This is a genomic window from Pedobacter cryotolerans (assembly GCF_005116475.1).
Lineage (GTDB): Bacteria > Bacteroidota > Bacteroidia > Sphingobacteriales > Sphingobacteriaceae > Pedobacter > Pedobacter cryotolerans.
This window is the reverse complement of the sequence record NZ_SWBO01000007.1, coordinates 71,529-92,325: the sequence shown is the minus strand read 5'-3', so window position 1 is coordinate 92,325 and position 20,797 is coordinate 71,529. Positions and strand designations below refer to the sequence as shown.

Below are 20,797 nucleotides of genomic sequence, written 5' to 3'. Positions count from 1 at the left end.
ATGAGATTTATAGTATCAACCTCTACATTATTAAAACATTTACAAACGGTTAACGGTGCATCTAGCAGCAGTACAGTTTTGCCTATATTAGAAAATTTCCTTTTCGAAATTAAGGATGGGAATTTAACCATTTCTGCTACAGATTTGCAAACCAGCATGACAACCTCATTGCCAGTAGAATCTAAAGAAGAAGGTAAAGTTGCTGTTCCGTCTAGAATATTATTAGATACTTTAAAAACATTACCCGATCAGCCAATTTCATTTAATATTGATGATAATACTTTTTCTATCGAAATTAGTGCTGGTGATGGTAAATACAAATTAAGTGGCGAAAACGGAGATGATTTTCCTAAAATTCCGGTTGTAGATAATGCCTCTTCAGTAAATTTACCCGCATCTGTTTTAGCAGAAGCCATTACAAAAACCATTTTTGCAGTTAGTAATGATGAGTTAAGACCTGCAATGACTGGTGTTTATTGCCAACTTTCCCCTCAGCACATTACTTTTGTAGCAACTGATGCTCATAAATTGGTGCGTTACCGTCGCATGGATGGCAAGGCAGATAAAGCATCATCATTTATTTTGCCTAAAAAAGCTTTAACGTTATTAAAAGCAGCTTTGCCAAATTCTGATGTAAATGTTTCTGTAGATTATAACGCAACAAGCGCATTTTTCAAATTCGAAAATATCAATTTGGTTTGTCGTTTAATTGATGAGCGTTACCCAGATTATGAAGCCGTAATACCAGCTAATAACCCTAATAAATTGGTAATTGACAGAGCTTTGTTTTTAAATACTTTACGTAGGGTTGTAATTTTTGCCAATAAAACTACACATCAAGTGCGATTGAAAATAAACGGTAGCGAATTAAATATTTCATCAGAAGATTTAGATTTTGCTAACGAAGCACACGAGCGTTTAAGTTGCCAATACGAAGGTGAGGATTTAGAAATTGGTTTTAATGCTCGTTTCTTAATCGAAATGCTGGGTAATTTAAGTGGTGAGGAAGTTACTTTAGAGCTTTCTACTCCAAATAGAGCAGGTTTATTGATACCACAAACTAACGATGAAAATGAAGATGTTTTAATGTTGGTGATGCCTGTAATGCTTAATAACAGCTACTAATCAGTTAACGGTTTTCAGTTGGCAGTTTTCAGTATATGATATAAAAAAAGGCTTGGTTTATACCGAGCCTTTTTTCGTCACATTGATTTTTTCAATTTCGTCATCTCGACAGAGCGCAGCGACGAGAGATCTGTCAGTAAGTTGCTGCTGATTTTGTTTTACAACTAGTTCAGTCAGTGCTTAAGAGAGATAGAGATTTCTTTCCGATTAATCGGAACTAGCTCTCGTGAAAAACTCGTTCGAAATGACGCGAAATAAAAGCAAAAATTATTTAATTGCAGTCATATTTTAAAAATTACTCCGTTATCAAAACGATATCCTTACTTTTGCAGAATAAAATATAAACACATTGGAATTTTTCGACTTACTCGTACAATTACTTACGAATACAAAAGATACATTAGAGCAGATTATGCAGGAGTATAGAACCTGGACTTATCTGATTTTATTCATCATCATTTTTGCAGAAACTGGATTTGTGGTTACACCATTTTTGCCAGGCGATTCAATGCTTTTTGCTGTTGGAGCTCTTGTAGCAGGCGAGGGAACTGGTTTAAATATCTGGTTCATGTTAATTATTTTGATTATTGCAGCAATAACCGGAAATACTTTAAACTATCAATTGGGTAAATACTTTGGTATTAAGGTATTTAAAGAGAATAATAAAATCCTGAAATTAAAATATTACCATCAATCTCACGAATATTTCGAAAAACATGGTGCTAAAGCCATTGTATTTAGTCGCTTTTTGCCAATTATAAGAACAATTGCTCCATTCGTTGCAGGTGCAGCAAGAATGTCATTCGGTAAATTTAGTTTTTATAATGTTGTTGGTGGTATAGTATGGATTGCAAGTTTGTTATTCGCTGGTTATTTATTAGGTAAAATTCCTTTTGTAGAAAAGAATTTTGAAATTTTAGTGTTAATTATTGCAGTGGGTACATTTTTACCAGTAATTTACGGTGCTCTAAAATCTTTATTCTCTAAAAAACCAATAGAAAAACAAATAGAAGAAGAGATTAAAGAAGATTAGTTTTTGTGCCCCTTTAGTCATATCGAACGCAGCACAGCGAGAGAAGAGGCTGTATCAAAATTCAAAAAGAAATATCGAAAACGAAATTAAATTTCGTAGCTTTTTTCTACTTATAATTTCTAGCTGTTTTTTGTCAGTCTGAGCGTAGTCGAAGACTTTATAATGCGCTTCGACTACGCTCAGCGTGACAGTTTATAAAATTAAATTTGTCTAGATTTTTTTCCTATCGGTTGGTGTCTCACCGACCGAAATATGTTTACTTGCTAAAGACCAGCCTTTTCTAATTCTCCCTGCCAATAATATTACCTTCTTTATATTTTTGTTCAGTTTTCTCCATCCATTTTTTCTCCTCAGGATCTATTTCTGTTTTGATTAAATTCTTCAAAGTTGGCTGACCAGCATCAACCCAAGCGGAAAACCAAAACGAACCGATAGATAGGATAGAGGCACGCATTTGCTTCTCAACCATGCCATTCATTTTATCTTGATAAGCTTTAGAATAAGCTTCGGAATATTGTTTAAGTACAACATTATTTCTTTCAGAGAAGCTATATTTTTGATCAGATGGAAAAGATTTATTCAGCGTTGCTTCAAATACTAAAACACTATCTAAAAGGCTGTGCGAATGTTTCACAATTTTCCAAGCAGCTTTTAAAGGATCATCGATATACACCGCTTTACCAACTACAAAGTTATATTTTCCGGCAAAAAGTTCAGGAATTCTGCTTTCCCAAAAAGCGTGTATACCATGTTGATTGGTAAGTTGTCCGTTGTGGTTGTGTGTGGTGTGGAGTGGTACATGAGCATCGCCAATGTAATGGCCTAAATCCGCAGAGTATTTTAAAATTCTTAACGAATCGTGTGTTTTAAAAGCTTTAACTAAACTGTAGTAAGTTCGCTGAATTTGCCAAGGTACAATGCCACTTTCGTTGAGTTTTTTCTGCCCATATTTTGCCAAAGCATCATTAAATTTTTCTGGAATGCTATCAATATTTTCTTCGTAGTTTTCTACATCAAGATAATGTCTTGGCGCCTCTAAAGTGTCGATGTATCTTCTCTTATCAGGATCTACTGCATGTTCTATAATATATTTGTTGGCAGTTTTATAAAAAGTAACCATTTCAGTTGGCAAGGTAAAAATGGCCAATTGATTAATCCGCCGATGCGCAAAAAAGCCCCAAGAAGTACATAATATGAGAGGGATGATTAACAAAATAAGTTTTGCTAATCTTTTCATAACTTGAATATAAAGAAAATTTTTGTGGTTTAAAAAAATCTAAATTTCTTTATTTGATTATCCATAAGCTACATGCAAATGTTTTTATTTAATTAATTACAGCATTTATCTTTTGCCATAATTCGTTATCGAAACCAGAAAGTGCAAAATTTGGATTTGCGGGATCTGAAGCGTTACCCATTCTAACAATCACCATGTTTTTACTTGGTATAACATAAATACGTTGATCTTCTGCGCCCATTGCAGCATACATATCTGCAGGTGCATTAGCAACTAAACTGCCATTAAAAACGGTTTGAGCACCTGGAACCATGTATTTTGATTTACCATTTAACCACCATAAATAACCATAAGATGGATTGATGTTTTGCGATGTATTGATGCTTTCATTAAAAAAGGTTTCATTAATGATAGTTTCGCTATTCCATTTGCCCTTATGTAATGCTAAAAGACCGAAACGAGCCATGCTGCGGGTATTGCTATGGTAAATTTTAAAAATAAGACCATTATTCCAAAAACCATCCATGCCGATTTTGTTTTTTAGCTTGGCATTAAAGTAAGTTTCAAACTCTTGATTGCTTGCTGCACCAACAACATCCATCAGTTTCTGAAAAACATTGTGATAAGACCATCTAGTACCAGCATCGGCTAGATAAGTTAAGTTTGCTTTGATTACCAATTCTTTATCATCGCTAATGCCCGAGGTCATGGTAAGTAAATGTTTAGAAGTAATTAAATTCTCTTTTTCAATCGGTTCGCTCGTCCAGCCGTTACCCAAATATTGAGAAACTTTAGTATTGATATTTAATAAACCCTCTTGTTGTGCTATGCCTGTTGTAGTGGCAACAAGTGTTTTACCAGCACTGTTCCATTGCCAAGTTGTGGCTACGGTATGCCCATCAAAATATTCTTCCATTGCAATTCTGCCGTTAACTAAAATTATGAAAGACTTTGTTCTTTTTTGTTGCAGGTATTCTTTTAATGGTTGTACCGCATTTTGATTCCAATTTAAGCCGACCATACTTGTAGTTTCCCAATTTGAGCTGGCATTTGCCGGGAAATACATTTTTGTATCAGGCTCGGTGGGTGTGTTATCGTTTTTTTTGCTACAGCCAAAAATTGATAAAAAGACTAAAGTGAAAACAAAAAATTTCATGAGCGGGGAGGATTTAAATTGTCTATTTCATTTAAGACTAAACAAATCGCGAAACGTTTAATGGTTTCTTTTTACTGCTCTGACACACAAAAATGCTGGAAATTCATTTAATTCTTTGAAATGTCTCGGGTCTGCATTTTCAAATTCTTTGGTGGGTTTTGGTTCAACTAATTTATCAATATAAAAGCCATTTTCGGTTAAAGGCGTTAAACATTCACTTAATGATCTTCTGTAGCTGTTCACTTCAATTGCTTCTCCAAAGCCTTTCCAAGTACATTTTACCTGTTCTATCTCGAAGTATTTTTTAGATTTAAAAAAGTTGAAATCGTTAAAGGGATGCTCAATTGAAATCACAAGTATTCCATCCTTTTTTAATACCCTGTTAAATTCAATAATTGCTGGAGCCCAATCTTCTAGGTAATGCAAGGCCAAAGCGCAAAGCACAATATCATAAGTTTCATTGCCAATGGTTTTAAACGGAGTTGATAAATCGTGAACGTAAAATTCTGCTTGGTTTTGGTTTCTTTTAATTGCCAATTCTACCATTTTAGGACTGATATCATAGCCTAAAACTTTTGCACCTTGGGCAATTAAAATTTCAGCATACTTACCTGGCCCGCAAGCAGCATCTAAAATATTCTTCCCTTTTACATCTGGTAAAAGAGCCAATGTATTTGGTCTATCGTAATAGGCGTTATGAGGTTTATGGTCTATGAGTTCATCATATTTTACTGCCATTTTTTCGTAAGCAGCAATTACTTTATCCTTTATCATTTGGTTTGTTGTAACGGTGTTTGAGGTATTAGTTGCAAAATTACGAAGAAGCGTTAGAAATTTATGCAGCATGGTATGGTTGTTTTAATAGTAGCAATAAGTTTGTAAACTAAACCCGGTTGAAATGTAAAGCCCCAATGTTTCCCGATTTTCGGGATCAAAACATTGGGCTTGTAATGTAAAACGGGACTGCTTTAACCTATTATTGCTGGTTTTGCTTTTCTAATTTTTAAACTCCGAATTGCGTTAAATGATGTTCTAAATGTTTTTGAAACATGGTATTCCATTGAGCAGCAGTTAATTTGCCAAAAGATAAAGATTCTCTACCTTCGAAGTGATTAGCGCCTAACTGCGAGGTTTTCTGTAAATAGGCAATTAAACGAGCCTTTTCTTTTTCGAAATCTTTAGGGTCTGTAATTAAAAAAGCTGGTGCTGTTTGACCATTTTTTTTATATGGTTTACTACCTACAACTTGGTCTTTAACAAAAAGTTTGAGAATCAATTTTACAAATCCGTTTGGTGCTTTATGTATGTTTTCAAAAGCCATTTCGTAACTCACATTACAATGAGCTAACATTTGACTTGCATTCATTTTACCCCAGTTTGGCTTTGTTTCTGCCGTAAGTTTTTCGAGCCTTGCAATTATTTCATTTACAGTTTCTTGCTGAAAGATTGTTTTCATTTGTTTGGTTTTAATTAGATGAAAAATGTGTAAAAATTACAATGTAGATAATGAGAGAAGGTTAAAATTAAGTCTTATTTTTTTGTTTAAAGAGCCATTTTGGTATTTCATCACTTAACAGAAATGGAATATTGATGTTGTCGTGATTAAGGTTGATGTAAGTTTTAAAAATTAATTTTTTGTTGTTTTTTAGTTTTTTTGCTAGTTCTACACTGCCATTATAGGGGTTTTCGGTATCGTTTTGCCCATGAATTAGCAACATATTTTTGTTTTTGAAAGCTCTTAGATTTGATAAATCTGGAACGGCAGCAATAGATACAATTGCTGCAAACTTTTTTGCATCGATAGTCATTAAATTTTGTGCTGTAGAAGCTCCCATAGAATAGCCTACCAAATAAATTCTAGATTTATCGATGTTACCATACTTTAAAGATACCGAATCAATTAATTTTAAAACTAGGTTAACATCATCACTAGGGATTGACGATAAAATTCCATCAGCTTGTTTGGTATAATTTGATGAACGTTTGTTAAACTGAGGAGCTATCACAAAGCAAGGAAAATTGTCGTAAATTTCTGGTCTGAGCCAAATTTTTGCCAATGGCTCCAATTGTTTTTCGTTATCGTTGCCAATTCTACTTGAATTGTGGAAGGTAATAACCAATGGATATTTTTGAGATTGATTATAATTTTTTGGCAATAAAAGTCGATAAGGAAGTTCTACTTGTTGTTGAGTAAACTTCTGCTTTTTAAAACTTTCTATACTTAGTTGATTGATTTTGTTTTTCGTGTTTACAAATGTTGTACTATCAACTGTTAAACTATCGAAGATTTGAGTTTGTGCGTTGCAGAAAACTGAAATATTTATGAAGAATATGAGAAGTGTTAAGCCTTTAAAATAGTGAGACATTAGTGTATTATTTGAATTAATTGTTATGGGAATGGTAATGTTACTTAACTCTTCAACATTTTAAAAGCAAAAAAGCCAAGTAAACCAATAATTACTGCCATAAGTGCCCAAAGCCATGCCTTATTTTCAAAAAGAGGTGCTTTTTTAGCTTCAACTTTAAAGCCCGGATTATTTTGCTCATTACCAACAGTTAATTGGTTAATCTGCATCGGAATTTTATTCTCGAAAGTTTTTAGTTCATAAACTGGCGGATTAGCATCTTTGTTGCCATAAAATAATGCATAATTAAATGATGGATCATCAAATCGGCCAATTAACTCATAAACAGGACCTTTTAATAGCAATGAAGAAATGCGTAAAGGTTTATTATCGTTATTTTCGATGGTAATTTTTACTCTGCCAACAAAATTGCTAGCAAAATTAAATTCCGGAGTTTCTAAAGAACTAATGGTGCCATCATAAAGCTGTGCATAATTGTATTGTATGCCTTTATCAGTCTTAAAGCTATCCGTTGCATATTCAATTTTTAAAGTTCTGTAAAAATCGAAATCACTTTGTGCATTAATTTTTAAATAGGAGAGGTGCGTGGGATTAACCAAATCTACATTGATCATAGTTTGTTTGGTCTTTGCATCATTTACCAATTGATAACCCTTATAGGCCACATTTTGATAAACCCCTTTTAAAGTATCGGTTTTTAAAATTTTAGCTGCAGTTAATTGGGGTTGTTCATTGGCTTTTATAGCTAGCCTAAAATAAGTGTATTTAGCTGTTGTAAAATCTAATTGGGTAAACTGGTAATCGGTATTGTTGTTTTTAATGCTTAAAATTCTGTAATCTTTTAAAATGGTAAACCATTGCTTGTTGTCGTTACTTCCTTCTAGTTTGGTTTTCCAATCGAAATTAGTTTGCTTAAACGATAGCTTAATTTGATTGATGCTTGCTGAATTTGCCGCCTGAAAAGTATAGAAAAATCCATCAGCATTGCTACTCTGATTAATGATGTTAAAATCAGTTTCTCGATCCGTAACCTGGTCTGCACTTTGCTCTAAAATGTAGGGTACTTCAACGGTATCTTTTCCTTTAAAACCATAAATTCTTAAATCTGCTAATCCACTTTTTGTATTTTTAAAAACCTGATTATGTATAGTTAAACTGTGCCAAGTGGTATTAATTCCTTTTAAATCACGCATGTAACGATAGGCATTTGTTTGGGCTTGTAAACCTAAAGCACAGCAAATTAATAAGGTTAATATTTTAAATTTCAGTTTTATCATCATCAATAATTAAATGTTTGTATTTGTTATAAAGGAACGAAATGATCAATAAAAGCACACCAAGCGATACAAAAACGATGGTGCGAGAAATGGTATCAAGCGAAGCCATATCATAGAAAAATAGTTTAAGGAGTGTAATAGCGAATAACATAATTGCTCCAATTCTTAAATACTTTTTGTTTTTCCATAAACCCATCGCTATTAAAAACAGTGCATATACACCCCATAAAATGCTCAAACCTAACTTGTAGCCAGTTTTTAAGCCACTAAGCTCTAAAATGTGCAGCAATTCGCTACTTAAAACCCAAAGTATGGCAATGTACAGCACATAATCAAAGGCGGTTTTAAGCTTAGCCTTAAATATTTTTGATTTACTTAATAAATAGCAACTTGCAATGAGCGTTGCGAAAAATGCCAATGAAATATATCTAATGCCAATATTCATGCTCGTACTCACAAAATATTTGTCGCTTTGCGAAATGTAAGCTTGGCGTAATTCGCTTAATACATATAAACCTTGAGTTAAAAAAGCCAGAATGGTTATTAGATTAATAATTGCATTACTAACCGCTAAATCCTTACTCTTTATTTTTTTAAGGTTGATAGAAGTAAATGCCGAAGCAAAAAACATTGTATAGATGTAAACGCAAGCAGTTTTAAAAAGCGGGTAGTTATAATTGTATACAAAATTCGGACTGTTAGCATTAGTTTTGATATTTATTTTGCTCACTTGATACAGATTTTCGAAAACATTAGCAATCTCTTTTCTAAAAGTATAATAAATTACTGCAACTAAAATAGAAGGAATAATATAGCTAAACATTTCTCTAAATTGATTGGGCTGCTCATCATTTTTAGCTTTTCTGCTAATAGTAAACATAAAAGCAAATGCACCGATAAAAACGATTGCACTTAAAAATCCAACGTTTAAAAATGGTTTAGTTGGGGTGTAATCAACTAAGTAATTAAACTCGCTCGATGTGAATGTCCAATCTTGTAGTAAACTAAAAAATGCTAAAAATATAAGCGGGTAGGAGAGTTTCTCGTAAATAGAAATCCCCTTCATTCTGCCCAAATAGAATAAAATTGAAGCCTCAACCGCCCAAAATATGGTAACCCAATTACCACTTAGCTGTACCGGTACGGCCATGGTAATAAATGTAATTACCATTGCTAATACAAAGTAGAATAAGTTTTTATCAGCAAGTTTGCGTTTGTAAATCACTAAGCTTACCACAAAGTGGATAATTGCATTTAACAAGGTAAATAAACCCAAATATTCTCCATGTTTTTCGCTTAAAATAAAGTAACCAATGCCATAAAAAACAAACGAATTTAGTAGCAGAATAATCACATCAGTTATGCCAAAAACCTCGGCTTTGTTAACCTTATAAGCCAAGTTACTTACATAAAATATCAAGAAAAATATACTCGAAAAACCTAATGCCAAATTAAAATGTTTGGCGTCTGAGAAATCCATAAATAACCACGAGGCGAAAATGATCCAAGTAAGTCCGAAGGATAAATAGAATAAAGGTTTCCAATATTTTTTAAAGCTTAAAATTAGTATGCCGATGTTAATAATAGCCATGTAACTAAACAAAACAGCCACTTTTCCAGAGCCATCACTCAATAAAAAAGGCACCGCATAAGCGCCTACTAGACCAATATGTGCAATTACCTGTTTATTATATTTAATGGCTGCCACAACGGTAAATGAGGTGAAAATAACCATTAAGCCAAATGCTAAAGCCTGCGGAATTAGACTATTAAAATCATAAGCTGCATAAGTTAAAAAATACATGATGGCAATAGCGCCACTCAATAATACAGCACTAAAACTCTCGTATTTCGCTTTTAACTTTATGGCAAAACCCATTAAACCAATCCCAACCAAATAGCCTAAAATAATACGCGTTAGCGGACTAAGCATATCTTTATCAATGGCATATTTGGCGCCAATGGCAACGCCAATCACTAAAATCAAAATTCCAATCTTGCTGATTAAATTTTCGCCAATAAATTTCTCAAAATCAGATTTCTCGTAGCTGGCCCTTTTGAAATTATCGCTAAACTTTGGCTTTGTTGTTTGCTTAAATACGGGTTTTGCAGTACTTATTGGTGTATTCTTTGGCGGGAAAACTATTTTATGTTCTTGTAAAATTGGAGTAGGTTGCGTTTGTTCAACAGCATCACCAGGAAACTGCAACTGTCTTATTTGATTTCTTAAATCTTGTATTTCTGTCTCAAAATGCTGTTGCCTAAGCGATAAATTTTCGAGTTTAAGTAGCAGTAAATTTAGCTTTTCCTTGTCGTTTTCCATTCGATAGCATGAGGTAATTTTCTTAAATATACTAAGCTTTGAGAGATGATATGCTAATTATTTTAAACTTTAACTCACAGGATGGAAGATTTTCTGTAAAGGAAATTCAGTGGGATTTGGGGTTATTCGGTCCGCCTATTCGCTATATCTCCGATGAAAAATCGGAGGATGCCGCTGCTATGCGGTTTAGAGTGCAAGGATTGTGCAGCTATTTGAAGTTGCATGGTGCCTAATAACCTGTACTTTGTCAATCTTTTACAGATTGACAAAGTTTGAAGCGTTATTAGGGGAATTTATATTACATTTTTTTTTGCATTACGATTGCCAGTCGAGCTGGCAATGACGCGTTATTTCTACATTGTTAGTCTTTTACAGATAGCCAAAGTTTTATGGTACTGTAGGGAAAATATGTTAGTTTTTTTTCTTGCTTATTGCATTACGATTGCCAGTCGAGCTGGCAATGACGACTAAACTAATTTGTCAATCTTCTACAGATTGACAAAGTTTGAACCGTCGATAAAGTTTAAGAATATTTATCTGTGGTTAATATTACTCATCAATACTTTTACCCTTCATGGCTTGGCCAACAGCCATATCCATTAAACGCTCTGCAAACGGACGGGTAAATTCATTCAGTTCGTCTGCTTTTTTAAGGATGTTATCTTTATCTCCTTGAGCTAAAGCATCTTTTAAAGCTATAATGTAAATATTTGTTGCTGTAATTTCTTCTGCTGTTAAAATCTGACTGTTTTTAGCAATAAATCTTTCAGCAGTGTAAACCAATTGCTCGCCTTCGCTTCTGGCTTCAATTAGCATACGTTGTGCTACATCGCTTTTGGCATTTTCAATACTGTCTATTAGCATTTTTTCTACCGTATCATCACTTAAACCGTAACTTGGTACTACATCAATTTCTTGTTTTACGCCAGAGCGTAATTCAATTGCTTGTACGGTTAAAATTCCATCAGCATTGAGCATAAAGTTAATATCAACCTTTGGTAAGCCTGCAGGCATTGCCGGAATTCCTTTTAAATCAAACTCTGCTAATTTTCTGTTTTCTTTTACCAAATCGCGTTCGCCTTGGTAAACAGAAATTTTCATGTTTACTTGGCCATCTATCGAGGTAGTGTATTGTCTCCCAGCTTTTGTAGGGACTTTGCTATTGCGGGCAATAATTACATCCATTAAGCCGCCCATGGTTTCTATGCCTAAAGAAAGCGGAGTAACATCTAACAATAAAATATCAGAACGATTTCCTGCTAAAATATCAGCTTGTATGGCTGCACCTAAGGCTACAACTTCATCAGGATTAATTTGATCGTGTGGTTGGCGATTGAAAAATTCGCTAACTGCTTTTTTAACGAATGGTGTACGTGTAGAGCCGCCAACTAAAACAACTTCATCAATTTCTGCTATGGTTAAATTTGCATCGGCTAATGCTAATTTACAACAAGTTATTGTTTCTTCAACTTTAGCAGCAATCAATTGCTCAAAGGTTTGTTTGTCTAGTGTACACCAAATATCTCCAATTTTTTCATTGTACAAGTTTTGACTTGATAATGCTTTTTTAGCGGCTTCAGCTTGTAAACGCAAAGTTTGCATTAAAATATTGTCTGCCGCAATGCTTGCAAAATCAAGTTTGTTTTGTGCTATCCAAAAATCTAAAATGGCTCTGTCAAAATCATCGCCACCTAAAAACGTATTGCCGTTTGTGGCTAAAACTTCAAATATGCCATTTTGAATTTGTAAGATAGAAACATCAAATGTTCCGCCACCTAAATCATAAACTGCAATTGTTTTTTGTTGTGTTGGGTCTAAACCAATTCCATAAGCTAAACTTGCTGCGGTTGGTTCGTTTACAATACGCAAAACATCTAATCCGGCTAGCTTGCCAGCATCACGAGTGGCTTGGCGCTGGCTGTCATTAAAATAAGCTGGAACGGTGATTACTGCTCTATTTACAGGTGTTTTTAAGGCGTGTTCTGCTCTAGCTTTTAGCTCTTTTAAAATTTCTGCAGATAATTCAATTGGGGTGTAAAATCTGTTTCCAGCTTTAATTTTCACCAATGCATCAGTATCATCATCAATAATTTTATAGCTAAAAATATCTTGGTGAGCGGCCACATCTTTGTAAGAGCGACCTAATAATCGTTTTACCGAAAAGATGGTGTTTGCAGGATCTGTAGTTAAAAAAGCTTTAGCTTCATTACCCACTTCTGCATCTCCATGTTCGTTAAAATGCACAACAGAAGGTACTAAAAGTCCTTTTCCAGTATCGTTAATTACTTGCGGGTTTTTATCTGGGTTGATAAATGCAACCAAACTATTGGTAGTGCCTAAATCTATACCTACTATAATTTCTTCCTTCTGAAATGAACCTGTTGCCAAGTTGATGGATATTTTTGCCATAACAACGCAAATTTACACAATTGTTGTTTTAAAATTGTTTGAATGTTGTAATGTTAGAAAGTTGGAAGATTAAGATGTTTGAAAGTTGTAAGATTTTGTACGATCAAAACTGAAAACTCCAAACTGCCAACTCATTTGTTCTTCTCCTCAATCCACAAAGACATGTATTTTGTGCTTTGATTGGTGTGGTAATGCAACAGTTGACCAACAAAGTTTTGCTGCCGATGAGTTTTTAAATTTTTAGATAAGACTTCAATTTGCTGAATAAACGATTGACTAAATTTGTTTTTGCTAAAACGTTCGTTAATAATTTTCACACCATTTTGTTGAGCTTGTAGCCACAATGCTTTATTTTGGTAAAGCTCAATAGCTTTGGATATGAACTGATTTACATCATCTTCAATATAACCGTTCCAATCTAAATTTCCTTTCATAGCTTCGGCACCGATTGTTGTCGTAACAGACGGCGTTCCTACATGCATAGCATCAATAAATTTGCCTTTTACACCTGCGCCAAAAAGGATAGGGGCCAATAAAATTCTGTGTTTTGCAATAGTTTGTTTTGCATCGTCGGCTCTGCCTACAACATAAAAATTTTCTTTTGGGTTATGCAATTGCAATACTTTTTGACTTGGGTAGGCTCCATAAATATGTAACTTAGCTTGTGGTAAAAGTTTACTTAAAAGTGGCCAAATTTTAATTTTTAGATGAAGTACTGTTTGCCAATTGGGTTCGTGCAAAAAATTACCAATAAAGATAAAATCTTTCCGTTCTTCGAAACTGAGCCAGTTTGCCGTAGCTGTTATTTCATCTTCTAAAAATGGAAGATAGTGGAGTAGAGAAGGATCAATTTTAAACTGGTTTTGAAGGATATTTATTTCTTGTTCTGATATGATTAACGATAAATCGCAACGCAAAATGGAGGCAATTTCTCTTTTTGCATCATCGTTAAACAAATCTTCGTTTTTTAATATTGATGCTTCTTTAATTGCTTTTTGGCGTGTTTTACGTAGGAAATGTAAATCTTCGGTATCTAAAATTGTCATGGCTTCTGGGCATTCTTGTTGCACACGCCAACCATATTGTTCTTCCATCACAAACCGATCGAACATTACGATTTGAGGGTTTAATGAAATGATGAAATCGTTAAAACTTTGGTCGTTTAATTTAATAGATTGTTCATTTACGCCAATTTGTTGCAAATTATAACTGAATTCGCTTTTAGCTGCCGCACAGGCAAAGGTAATTTGATAATCATTGGCAAGAAATAATTCGATCAATTGAATCATTCTAGTTCCGGCTGCTGATGAGGTAGGTTCAGGCCAAACTAATCCAATAATTAATAATTTCTTTACACTCATCTTCTAAAATTTATGCAAAATAAGTGTTTTTTTTCTCTCGAGAATTAAAATGATTTCGATTGGCAATAGTTTAAGGCGATTGAAGGGAAAGGTAGCCAAGAATTACTGGCTTTAAAATATAAACCCTATTGAAGTGTATGCCGATTTTACATCGGCAGGAACGAAAAGAGGGACTGCCGAAAGCGATTTTGGATGACACTGTTTTTCTAATTTAATTATTTTAATTTTGCAAATCAACAACAAGCACAGATGTTAGGATTAAAATTATTAACAGACCCACGTTGGGCAAACATTGCGGAAACTAATTTAGAAGAGATTTTAACCGATCATGCTTGGTGTGAACAAAAAGCTGCCATAAATGCGATTAATTTAATAGCGGATAATTGCGAACATCAGGATTTAGTTGATGAGCTAACGTTAATTGCATTGGAAGAAATGGAGCATTTTAAGCAAGTGGTAAACATAATTAAAGAGAGAGGTTATACTTTAGGTCGCGGAAGAAAAGATGATTATGTTGGGCAGTTAATGAAGTTTTGCAAAAAAGATGGCTCACGTAATAATGCTTTTATTGAGCGCTTGTTGTTTGCTGCAATGATAGAAGCTAGAAGTTGCGAACGTTTTAAAACCTTGTCTCAAAATATTAAAGATGTAGAATTAGCTCAATTTTACCACGATTTAATGGTTTCTGAAGCTACACATTATACTACTTTTTTAAACTTTGCTCGTAAATACACAATAGATGTTGATGTTGATAAACGCTGGAAAGAATGGTTAGCATTTGAAGGCGAATTGATTAAAAATTTTGGTAAAAAGGAAGCGATACACGGGTAGCCCAGTTTTCAGTTTGCAATTTTCAGTTGCTTCCGCTTTATGGCATTAAGTTTAAGCAGTTTCTAGATTTGCCCCCAAAACTGGAAACCGTTAATTGCCAACTGTTAACTCTTCTTTGTGTATATTCCACAACCAAATTACAATATCTTGGTAGCTATCTATACCTTTTGGTTGGTTGTTAAATTTCAAAAATTTATCGAATGCTATACTCATATAAGTAGACATTTGTCCGTTATATTTAGCCCAAAATTCGTTTTCTGCCTTAAAGTTTGCCAAAACTGCTGGAGTAATTTTAGTACGTAGGGCGATGTAATCTTCTGGGGATTTGATCCTGATTTCTAACAAAATATACCTCAGCATATTGTAGTTTACGGAATATTGAAAATTAACATCATTGCTTTTTACGCCTACCAAATATGCCACTAAATTAGCTTCATCTTCTTTTGCAACCCCTAATTGATGGGCAATTTCGTGACAGGTTACAAATGGTAAAACCCAAGCAGGCAACTTCATATTTACATTGGCTTCGCCACTTAATGGATTGTAATAGCCCTCGATACCTATTTTACTTATGAGCCAGCCATTAATTACAGGTTTAACAGAAGGCTGATTGTATTTAAAAAACGGGTTTTCTTTTGCAGCGTTTTGATAATCGATAACTGCTTTTAGTTGTAGTTGTTTAATGTTATAGTTTAGATTTTGTGATATTTGAGGTTGTAATTTATTGGTTTTTTCGATAAAGTAATTAGCTAACAATTGCAATTCTTTTACCGTATATTTTTCGTCGCTAATGTTTAACTGCTTGCTAATACTTGGGCGAGCGTAATTTAATCCCCAAAGTAATTTAAAACTGATGTAAAAAATCAGAAGGGTGTTTAGGATGTAAATAGGGATAATGATTTTATCGGTTTTTTGCCATCCATTTTTTTTAATTCTTATAAAGAATTTGAAGATTAGTCTTAATAGAAAGACAATTATTACTGCATATAAAATGTCTCCTATTGCAAAAGGAAGTAATGAAGAAATCCATCTTAAAACAGAAGAGATAATTGGATATAAACCCTTTGAATAAATATTTAGAACTATTTGAGGGAATAAACCAAATAGGAAGATAATTAAGGTTGTGATAGATAATATAATGAATTGTTTAAATATAGATTTTGAATTCATCTTGCTAAATAGAATTCATTATCATTTGGTCCGCCATTCATTTATAGATTTTCTAGTCTGCTCAATTTTTTGAACTTGCTCTTCAGAAAAAACGGGTCCAGTTAATAAAATATCAGAAATTTTAAAATTATAATCAACCGAAGGCTCTTCAACATTGTTGACCGCATCAGAAGATTTTTCTTTTCTTTTTGACTTTTGCTTTAAAAAGGCAACAAAGTCAGAAACTTCCTGTTTTAAATCAGAGGGAAGTGAAGAAATTTCTGAATATAATTGTAAATCTGTCATCTTAATTTGCTGCTAACTAAACAAATATAATCAATTATCTAGTAAAGCTCAACCTCTTGCCAATCTCACTAGTTACAAATTTACCGTTTTTATAAGCCAAATTTCCAGACACGAAAGTGTGGGTTATGCTTGCTTGAAAAGTTTCTCCATCAAATGGGCTCCAACCGCATTTGTAAAAAATATTTACTGGTGTTACTTTAAAAGGGTCGTTTAAGTTTACCAAAACCAAATCTGCCCAATAACCTTCTCTAATAAATCCACGTTTTTCTATATCAAAACAAATAGCTAAGTTATGCGCTGTTTTCTCAACGATTTTTTCTAAAGAAATTTTGCCTTGCAAATGCATTTCCAACAATGCTGGTAAAGCGTGTTGCACTAACGGTCCGCCAGATGGCGCTAGCGAATAAGACTGCTGCTTTTCTGCTAAAGTGTGTGGCGCATGGTCGGTTGCAATTACATCTATATGGTCTGCTAAAACGCCAGCTAAAATTCCAGCTTGGTCTGCAGCGGTTTTAACTGCAGGGTTCCATTTTATAAAGTTTCCTTTAGTTGCATAATCTTGGTCGTTAAACCAAAGGTGATGCACACAAGCTTCGGCAGTTATTTTTTTGTCTTTTAATGCAATGGTATTATCAAATAAAGCAATTTCTTTCGCGGTTGAAATATGTAGAATATGTAAACGAGTTTGGTAACGTTTAGCTAACTCAACCGCTAATGATGATGATTTATAACAAGCTTCTGCACTACGAATTAACGGATGCATATCTATTGTTAAATCTTCGCCATATTGTGCTGTAAACTTGGCTAAGTTTTCCCTAATTGTTGCTTCATCTTCACAATGCGTAGCTACCAATATTGGTGCTTTACTGAAAATATTTTCTAGTGTTTTTTCATTATCAACCAACATATTGCCGGTTGATGAACCCATAAAAACCTTAATGCCACACACGTTTTTTGGGTCGGTTTTTAAAACTTCTTCAATATTATCATTACTAGCACCCATATAAAACGAATAGTTAGCCAATGATGTTTCTGCCGCAATTTGATACTTATCTGCTAATAGATCTTGCGTTAAAGTATTCGGAACTGTGTTTGGCATCTCCATAAAAGAAGTAATACCACCAGCAACGGCAGCCATACTTTCTGTAAAAATATCTGCTTTATGGGTTAAGCCAGGCTCACGAAAATGAACTTGGTCGTCTATCATTCCTGGTAAAAGGTAAAGGCCTTCGGCATTAATTTCTTGTGCTTCTGGAGCAGAAAGCGATTGCCCAATTTTCTCAATTAAACCGTTTTTAACTAAAACATCAGCTATAAATTGCTGTCCTTCGTTTACTAAAGTAGCGCCTTTTATGAGGTAAGTATTCATTTGGTAAAGGTAGGAATTAGAGTCGGAAAGTCCGAATGTCGGGAAGTTTTAGTACACCCCAAATTACTTTGATAAAGTTAAATGTGGCTAAAGCCAATTGTATTCTGTTTCTTAGACGTTGGCTGAAGCCAACGGCAATGAATACTAGATTTTGATTTTACATAAATTAAAGATTTAGCTTTATTCAAAGAAGATCTTGCGGCAATGAATACTAGATTTTGATTTTACATAAATTAAAGATTTAGCTTTATTCAAAGAAGATCTTGCGGCAATGAATACTAGATTTTGATTTTGCATAAATTAAGATTTAGCTCTATTCAAAGAACATCTTGAGTTCATAAAAGTGCCGTTAGTTGCGTTCTTAATAACTATTTGTTCATTGCCGTTGGCTTCAGCCAACGGACTGTAGGTTTTACATTTTTGGCTTTAGCCGCTGATAGTAGTACAAGCTTTTGTTCTCTAAACCTGACTTAGCGAAAATCCCCCGATTTTTCTTCGGGGATTGCAGCGAGGGCAGGACTATCGCAACCGATTAGCACTTAATTTGCTTTACCCCTAAATCGCCTAAAGGGGACTTTGCTTTACTTATATAATTCGGCTTTAAGCTGTGTTCTTTAGTCTTTTAAGCTTTCAGCTTAAAAAAGCTATCTTTGTGCGCTATGGCAAAATCGTTCGAAGAATTTAATTTAAATAGGCAAATATTAAACGCAGTTGCCGATGCTGGTTACACTGTTGCCACGCCAATACAAGAAAAAGCAATTGCACCAGTTTTATCTGGTCAGGATATTTGTGGCATTGCCGAAACTGGAACTGGTAAAACAGCTGCCTACGTTTTGCCAATGTTAATGAAGTTGAAATATGCGCAAGGCGATGCTGCAAGGGCATTAATTTTAGCACCTACACGTGAATTGGCCATGCAAATTGCAGAGGAAGTGAAGCGTTTTTCTGTTTATACAGATTTACGTTCAGTGGTTATTTTTGGCGGTATTGGTCCGAAAGCGCAAAAAGAACAGATAAAAGCTGGGGTTGATATTATTATTGCAACGCCAGGCAGGTTTTTAGACATTTACCTATCAGGAGAAATTAACACCAAATATTTGCAGTTTTTGGTGTTAGATGAGGCTGATAAAATGATGGATATGGGCTTTATTGGCTCAATCCATAGGATTTTGGAAGTGGTGCCTCGTAAACGTCAAAACTTACTTTTCTCTGCCACAATGAGCGATTTAGTGCAAAAAATTGCCGGAGATTTCTTGAAACATCCAACAGTTATTGAGGCTTCTGAGCAAGCAACACCTGCACAAACGGTTACGCAGGTTTTGTATGAAGTGCCAAATTTTAAAACTAAAATTAATCTTTTACAGCATTTGCTGAAGGATGTTGAAGTGTTTAATAGGTTAATTATTTTCTGTAAAACCAAAGCAGTGGCTGATAATATTTTTAGTTACGTGGTGCGAAAATTTGGAGAAGAAAGTGTTCGTGTTATTCACGCTAATAAAGGTCAGAATACAAGAATAAACTCAATTAATAGCTTTAAGGAAGGAAATATTAGAGTTTTGGTGGCTACAGATGTGGCAAGTAGAGGAATTGATGTAACAGAGGTTAGCCATGTAATTAATTTTGATGTGCCCATTATTATTGAAGATTATGTACACAGAATTGGTAGGACTGGAAGAGCTTTTGCTAAAGGCGATGCCATAACTTTTTGTACAGAAGCTGAAAAATATTACGTCCGTAAGATTGAAAAGTTAACTCGCCAGTTTATAAATGTTGAGCCTATACCAGAAGGTGTTTTTATTGAAGAAACAGGTTATGATGAAAAACAGCAAATTGCAAAAGAAATAGATTTACAGAAACGTAAAGATGACCCTGATTTTAAAGGTGCTTTCCACGAAAAGAAAAATGCCAAGCAGATAGAGGAACGTGAAAGAGAGAAAGCTAGAAACAAGGCGCATAAAACAAAAGTATTTAAGAATAAAAAACGTTTTGATAAGAAGAAATAAAGATCAGGATTTTAGGATTAAAAAGATCGTTGTATAGGAATGAAAAAGCTAAGAATAACGCCATTAAATATTGTTGCTGCACTAGCTCTGGCATTTTTTATCATATCATTTTTTCAAACGGATAAAAATAGGGGCCATGTTGATTTTAGCGTGTTTTACAAAGTAATTTTTGGCGGAATGGTGCTGGTTGCTTTTATTACCGATATGATTTTTAGATTTATTTTTAAAGATTTAAAACGTATTTGGTTTGTAGAACTGTTATTTATTGCTTTAACAGTTATCCTGTTTTTAATACTTAAAAAGTATTATTTTTAATATTACAAAAGTAAAACGATGAGGGCTTAAATTTGCTTTGTAAAATGAGCATATTTGCAACCGAAAAATATATTTAGACCGAAATCGGTGAAATCATCTTAATCGGTGAAATCATCTTAATCGGTGAAATCCTTTTATAATGAGAACAGCAGAAATAAAAATTACCGTAGAGCTAGACGATAAAAATATGCCAGAGAATATTCTTTGGGAAAGTACAGATGCCGAAACTAAAGATCAGGTGCCTGTTAAATCTATGATTTTGGCTTTATGGGATCATAACTATAAAAACTCAATGCGTATTGATTTATGGACTAAAGATATGCCAGTTGATGAGATGAAGCGCTTTTTCTACGAAACTTTACAAACCATGGGAGATAGCTTTTTAAAAGCCACAGGCGAAGAAAATATTGTAGAAGATTTGCGTGATTATTGTGCGCATTTTGCAGAGAAAATGGGTATTGATCCTAAAAAGTAAATCAGTTTTCAGTTGCTTGTCATCCTGAGCGCTTGCCCGCTTAAGGCTGGTAGTCGAAGGAC

18 protein-coding genes are annotated in these 20,797 nt (G+C 34.1%); 6 read left to right on the top strand and 12 right to left on the bottom strand.

The window, feature by feature from the left end; all coding sequences use genetic code 11:
- Positions 1–1,125: a DNA polymerase III subunit beta gene (dnaN, locus tag FA045_RS12850; RefSeq protein WP_136877491.1), complete on the top strand. Its 1,125-nt coding sequence runs from the start codon at positions 1–3 to the stop codon at positions 1,123–1,125.
- A gap of 349 nt (positions 1,126–1,474) precedes the next feature.
- The gene (locus tag FA045_RS12845) at positions 1,475–2,158 is read left to right on the top strand and encodes a VTT domain-containing protein (RefSeq protein WP_394347474.1); all 684 of its coding nucleotides are present in this window, start codon (positions 1,475–1,477) and stop codon (positions 2,156–2,158) included.
- Between the two features lie 280 nt (positions 2,159–2,438).
- Here the strand turns inward: FA045_RS12845 and FA045_RS12840 are convergent, their stop codons facing one another.
- The 9 genes from FA045_RS12840 to FA045_RS12800 all read right to left on the bottom strand — a co-directional run bounded on the left by FA045_RS12840 (position 2,439) and on the right by FA045_RS12800 (position 14,287).
- Positions 2,439–3,395, bottom strand: a complete 957-nt coding sequence (locus tag FA045_RS12840; RefSeq protein ID WP_136877490.1) for a zinc dependent phospholipase C family protein — start codon at positions 3,393–3,395, stop codon at positions 2,439–2,441.
- Between the two features lie 88 nt (positions 3,396–3,483).
- Positions 3,484–4,551, bottom strand: coding sequence for a serine hydrolase domain-containing protein (locus tag FA045_RS12835; protein ID WP_136877489.1), 1,068 nt, complete (start codon positions 4,549–4,551; stop codon positions 3,484–3,486).
- Between the two features lie 57 nt (positions 4,552–4,608).
- Positions 4,609–5,397, bottom strand: coding sequence for a class I SAM-dependent methyltransferase (locus tag FA045_RS12830; protein ID WP_136877488.1), 789 nt, complete (start codon positions 5,395–5,397; stop codon positions 4,609–4,611).
- Between the two features lie 157 nt (positions 5,398–5,554).
- Positions 5,555–6,007, bottom strand: coding sequence for a DUF1569 domain-containing protein (locus tag FA045_RS12825; protein ID WP_136877487.1), 453 nt, complete (start codon positions 6,005–6,007; stop codon positions 5,555–5,557).
- Positions 6,008–6,074: 67 nt separating this feature from the next.
- On the bottom strand, positions 6,075–6,917 hold the full coding sequence (locus FA045_RS12820; protein ID WP_136877486.1) for a carboxylesterase family protein: 843 nt from the start codon (positions 6,915–6,917) through the stop codon (positions 6,075–6,077).
- A gap of 44 nt (positions 6,918–6,961) precedes the next feature.
- A complete protein-coding gene (locus FA045_RS12815; RefSeq protein WP_136877485.1) occupies positions 6,962–8,197 on the bottom strand; it encodes a DUF3999 family protein in 1,236 nt (411 codons plus the stop codon).
- Positions 8,175–10,517: a DUF2339 domain-containing protein gene (locus tag FA045_RS12810; protein WP_136877484.1), complete on the bottom strand. Its 2,343-nt coding sequence runs from the start codon at positions 10,515–10,517 to the stop codon at positions 8,175–8,177. Before FA045_RS12810 ends, FA045_RS12815 begins: the two co-directional genes overlap by 23 nt.
- A 549-nt stretch (positions 10,518–11,066) precedes the next feature.
- Positions 11,067–12,926: a Fe-S protein assembly chaperone HscA gene (gene hscA / locus FA045_RS12805; RefSeq protein WP_136877483.1), complete on the bottom strand. Its 1,860-nt coding sequence runs from the start codon at positions 12,924–12,926 to the stop codon at positions 11,067–11,069.
- 131 nt (positions 12,927–13,057) lie between these two features.
- Complete coding sequence (locus FA045_RS12800; protein WP_136877482.1) at positions 13,058–14,287, bottom strand: glycosyltransferase family 4 protein; 1,230 nt, start codon at positions 14,285–14,287, stop codon at positions 13,058–13,060.
- A gap of 249 nt (positions 14,288–14,536) precedes the next feature.
- Here FA045_RS12800 and miaE point away from each other — a divergent pair, with 249 nt between their 5' ends.
- On the top strand, positions 14,537–15,118 hold the full coding sequence (miaE, locus tag FA045_RS12795; protein WP_136877481.1) for a tRNA-(ms[2]io[6]A)-hydroxylase: 582 nt from the start codon (positions 14,537–14,539) through the stop codon (positions 15,116–15,118).
- Positions 15,119–15,208: 90 nt separating this feature from the next.
- Here the strand turns inward: miaE and FA045_RS12790 are convergent, their stop codons facing one another.
- The 3 genes from FA045_RS12790 to FA045_RS12780 are packed head-to-tail and all read right to left on the bottom strand — an operon-like array spanning position 15,209 to position 17,942.
- A complete protein-coding gene (locus FA045_RS12790) occupies positions 15,209–16,288 on the bottom strand; it encodes a DUF3810 domain-containing protein (RefSeq protein ID WP_136877480.1) in 1,080 nt (359 codons plus the stop codon).
- Between the two features lie 21 nt (positions 16,289–16,309).
- A complete protein-coding gene (locus FA045_RS12785; RefSeq protein WP_136877479.1) occupies positions 16,310–16,573 on the bottom strand; it encodes a DUF2281 domain-containing protein in 264 nt (87 codons plus the stop codon).
- 34 nt (positions 16,574–16,607) lie between these two features.
- Positions 16,608–17,942 carry a dihydroorotase gene (locus FA045_RS12780; RefSeq protein WP_136877478.1) on the bottom strand — a complete coding sequence of 445 codons (1,335 nt, stop codon included), beginning with the start codon at positions 17,940–17,942 and terminating at the stop codon, positions 16,608–16,610.
- 659 nt (positions 17,943–18,601) lie between these two features.
- Between FA045_RS12780 and FA045_RS12775 the strand changes: the two genes are divergently transcribed.
- From FA045_RS12775 to gldC, 3 genes are all read left to right on the top strand, one after another.
- The gene (locus FA045_RS12775; RefSeq protein WP_136877477.1) at positions 18,602–19,945 is read left to right on the top strand and encodes a DEAD/DEAH box helicase; all 1,344 of its coding nucleotides are present in this window, start codon (positions 18,602–18,604) and stop codon (positions 19,943–19,945) included.
- 39 nt (positions 19,946–19,984) lie between these two features.
- Positions 19,985–20,260 (top strand): hypothetical protein, encoded by a 276-nt coding sequence (locus FA045_RS12770; protein WP_136877476.1) that lies wholly within the window; start codon positions 19,985–19,987, stop codon positions 20,258–20,260.
- A gap of 139 nt (positions 20,261–20,399) precedes the next feature.
- Positions 20,400–20,735 carry a gliding motility protein GldC gene (gene gldC, locus FA045_RS12765; RefSeq protein WP_136877475.1) on the top strand — a complete coding sequence of 112 codons (336 nt, stop codon included), beginning with the start codon at positions 20,400–20,402 and terminating at the stop codon, positions 20,733–20,735.
- Positions 20,736–20,797: the final 62 nt, after the last annotated feature.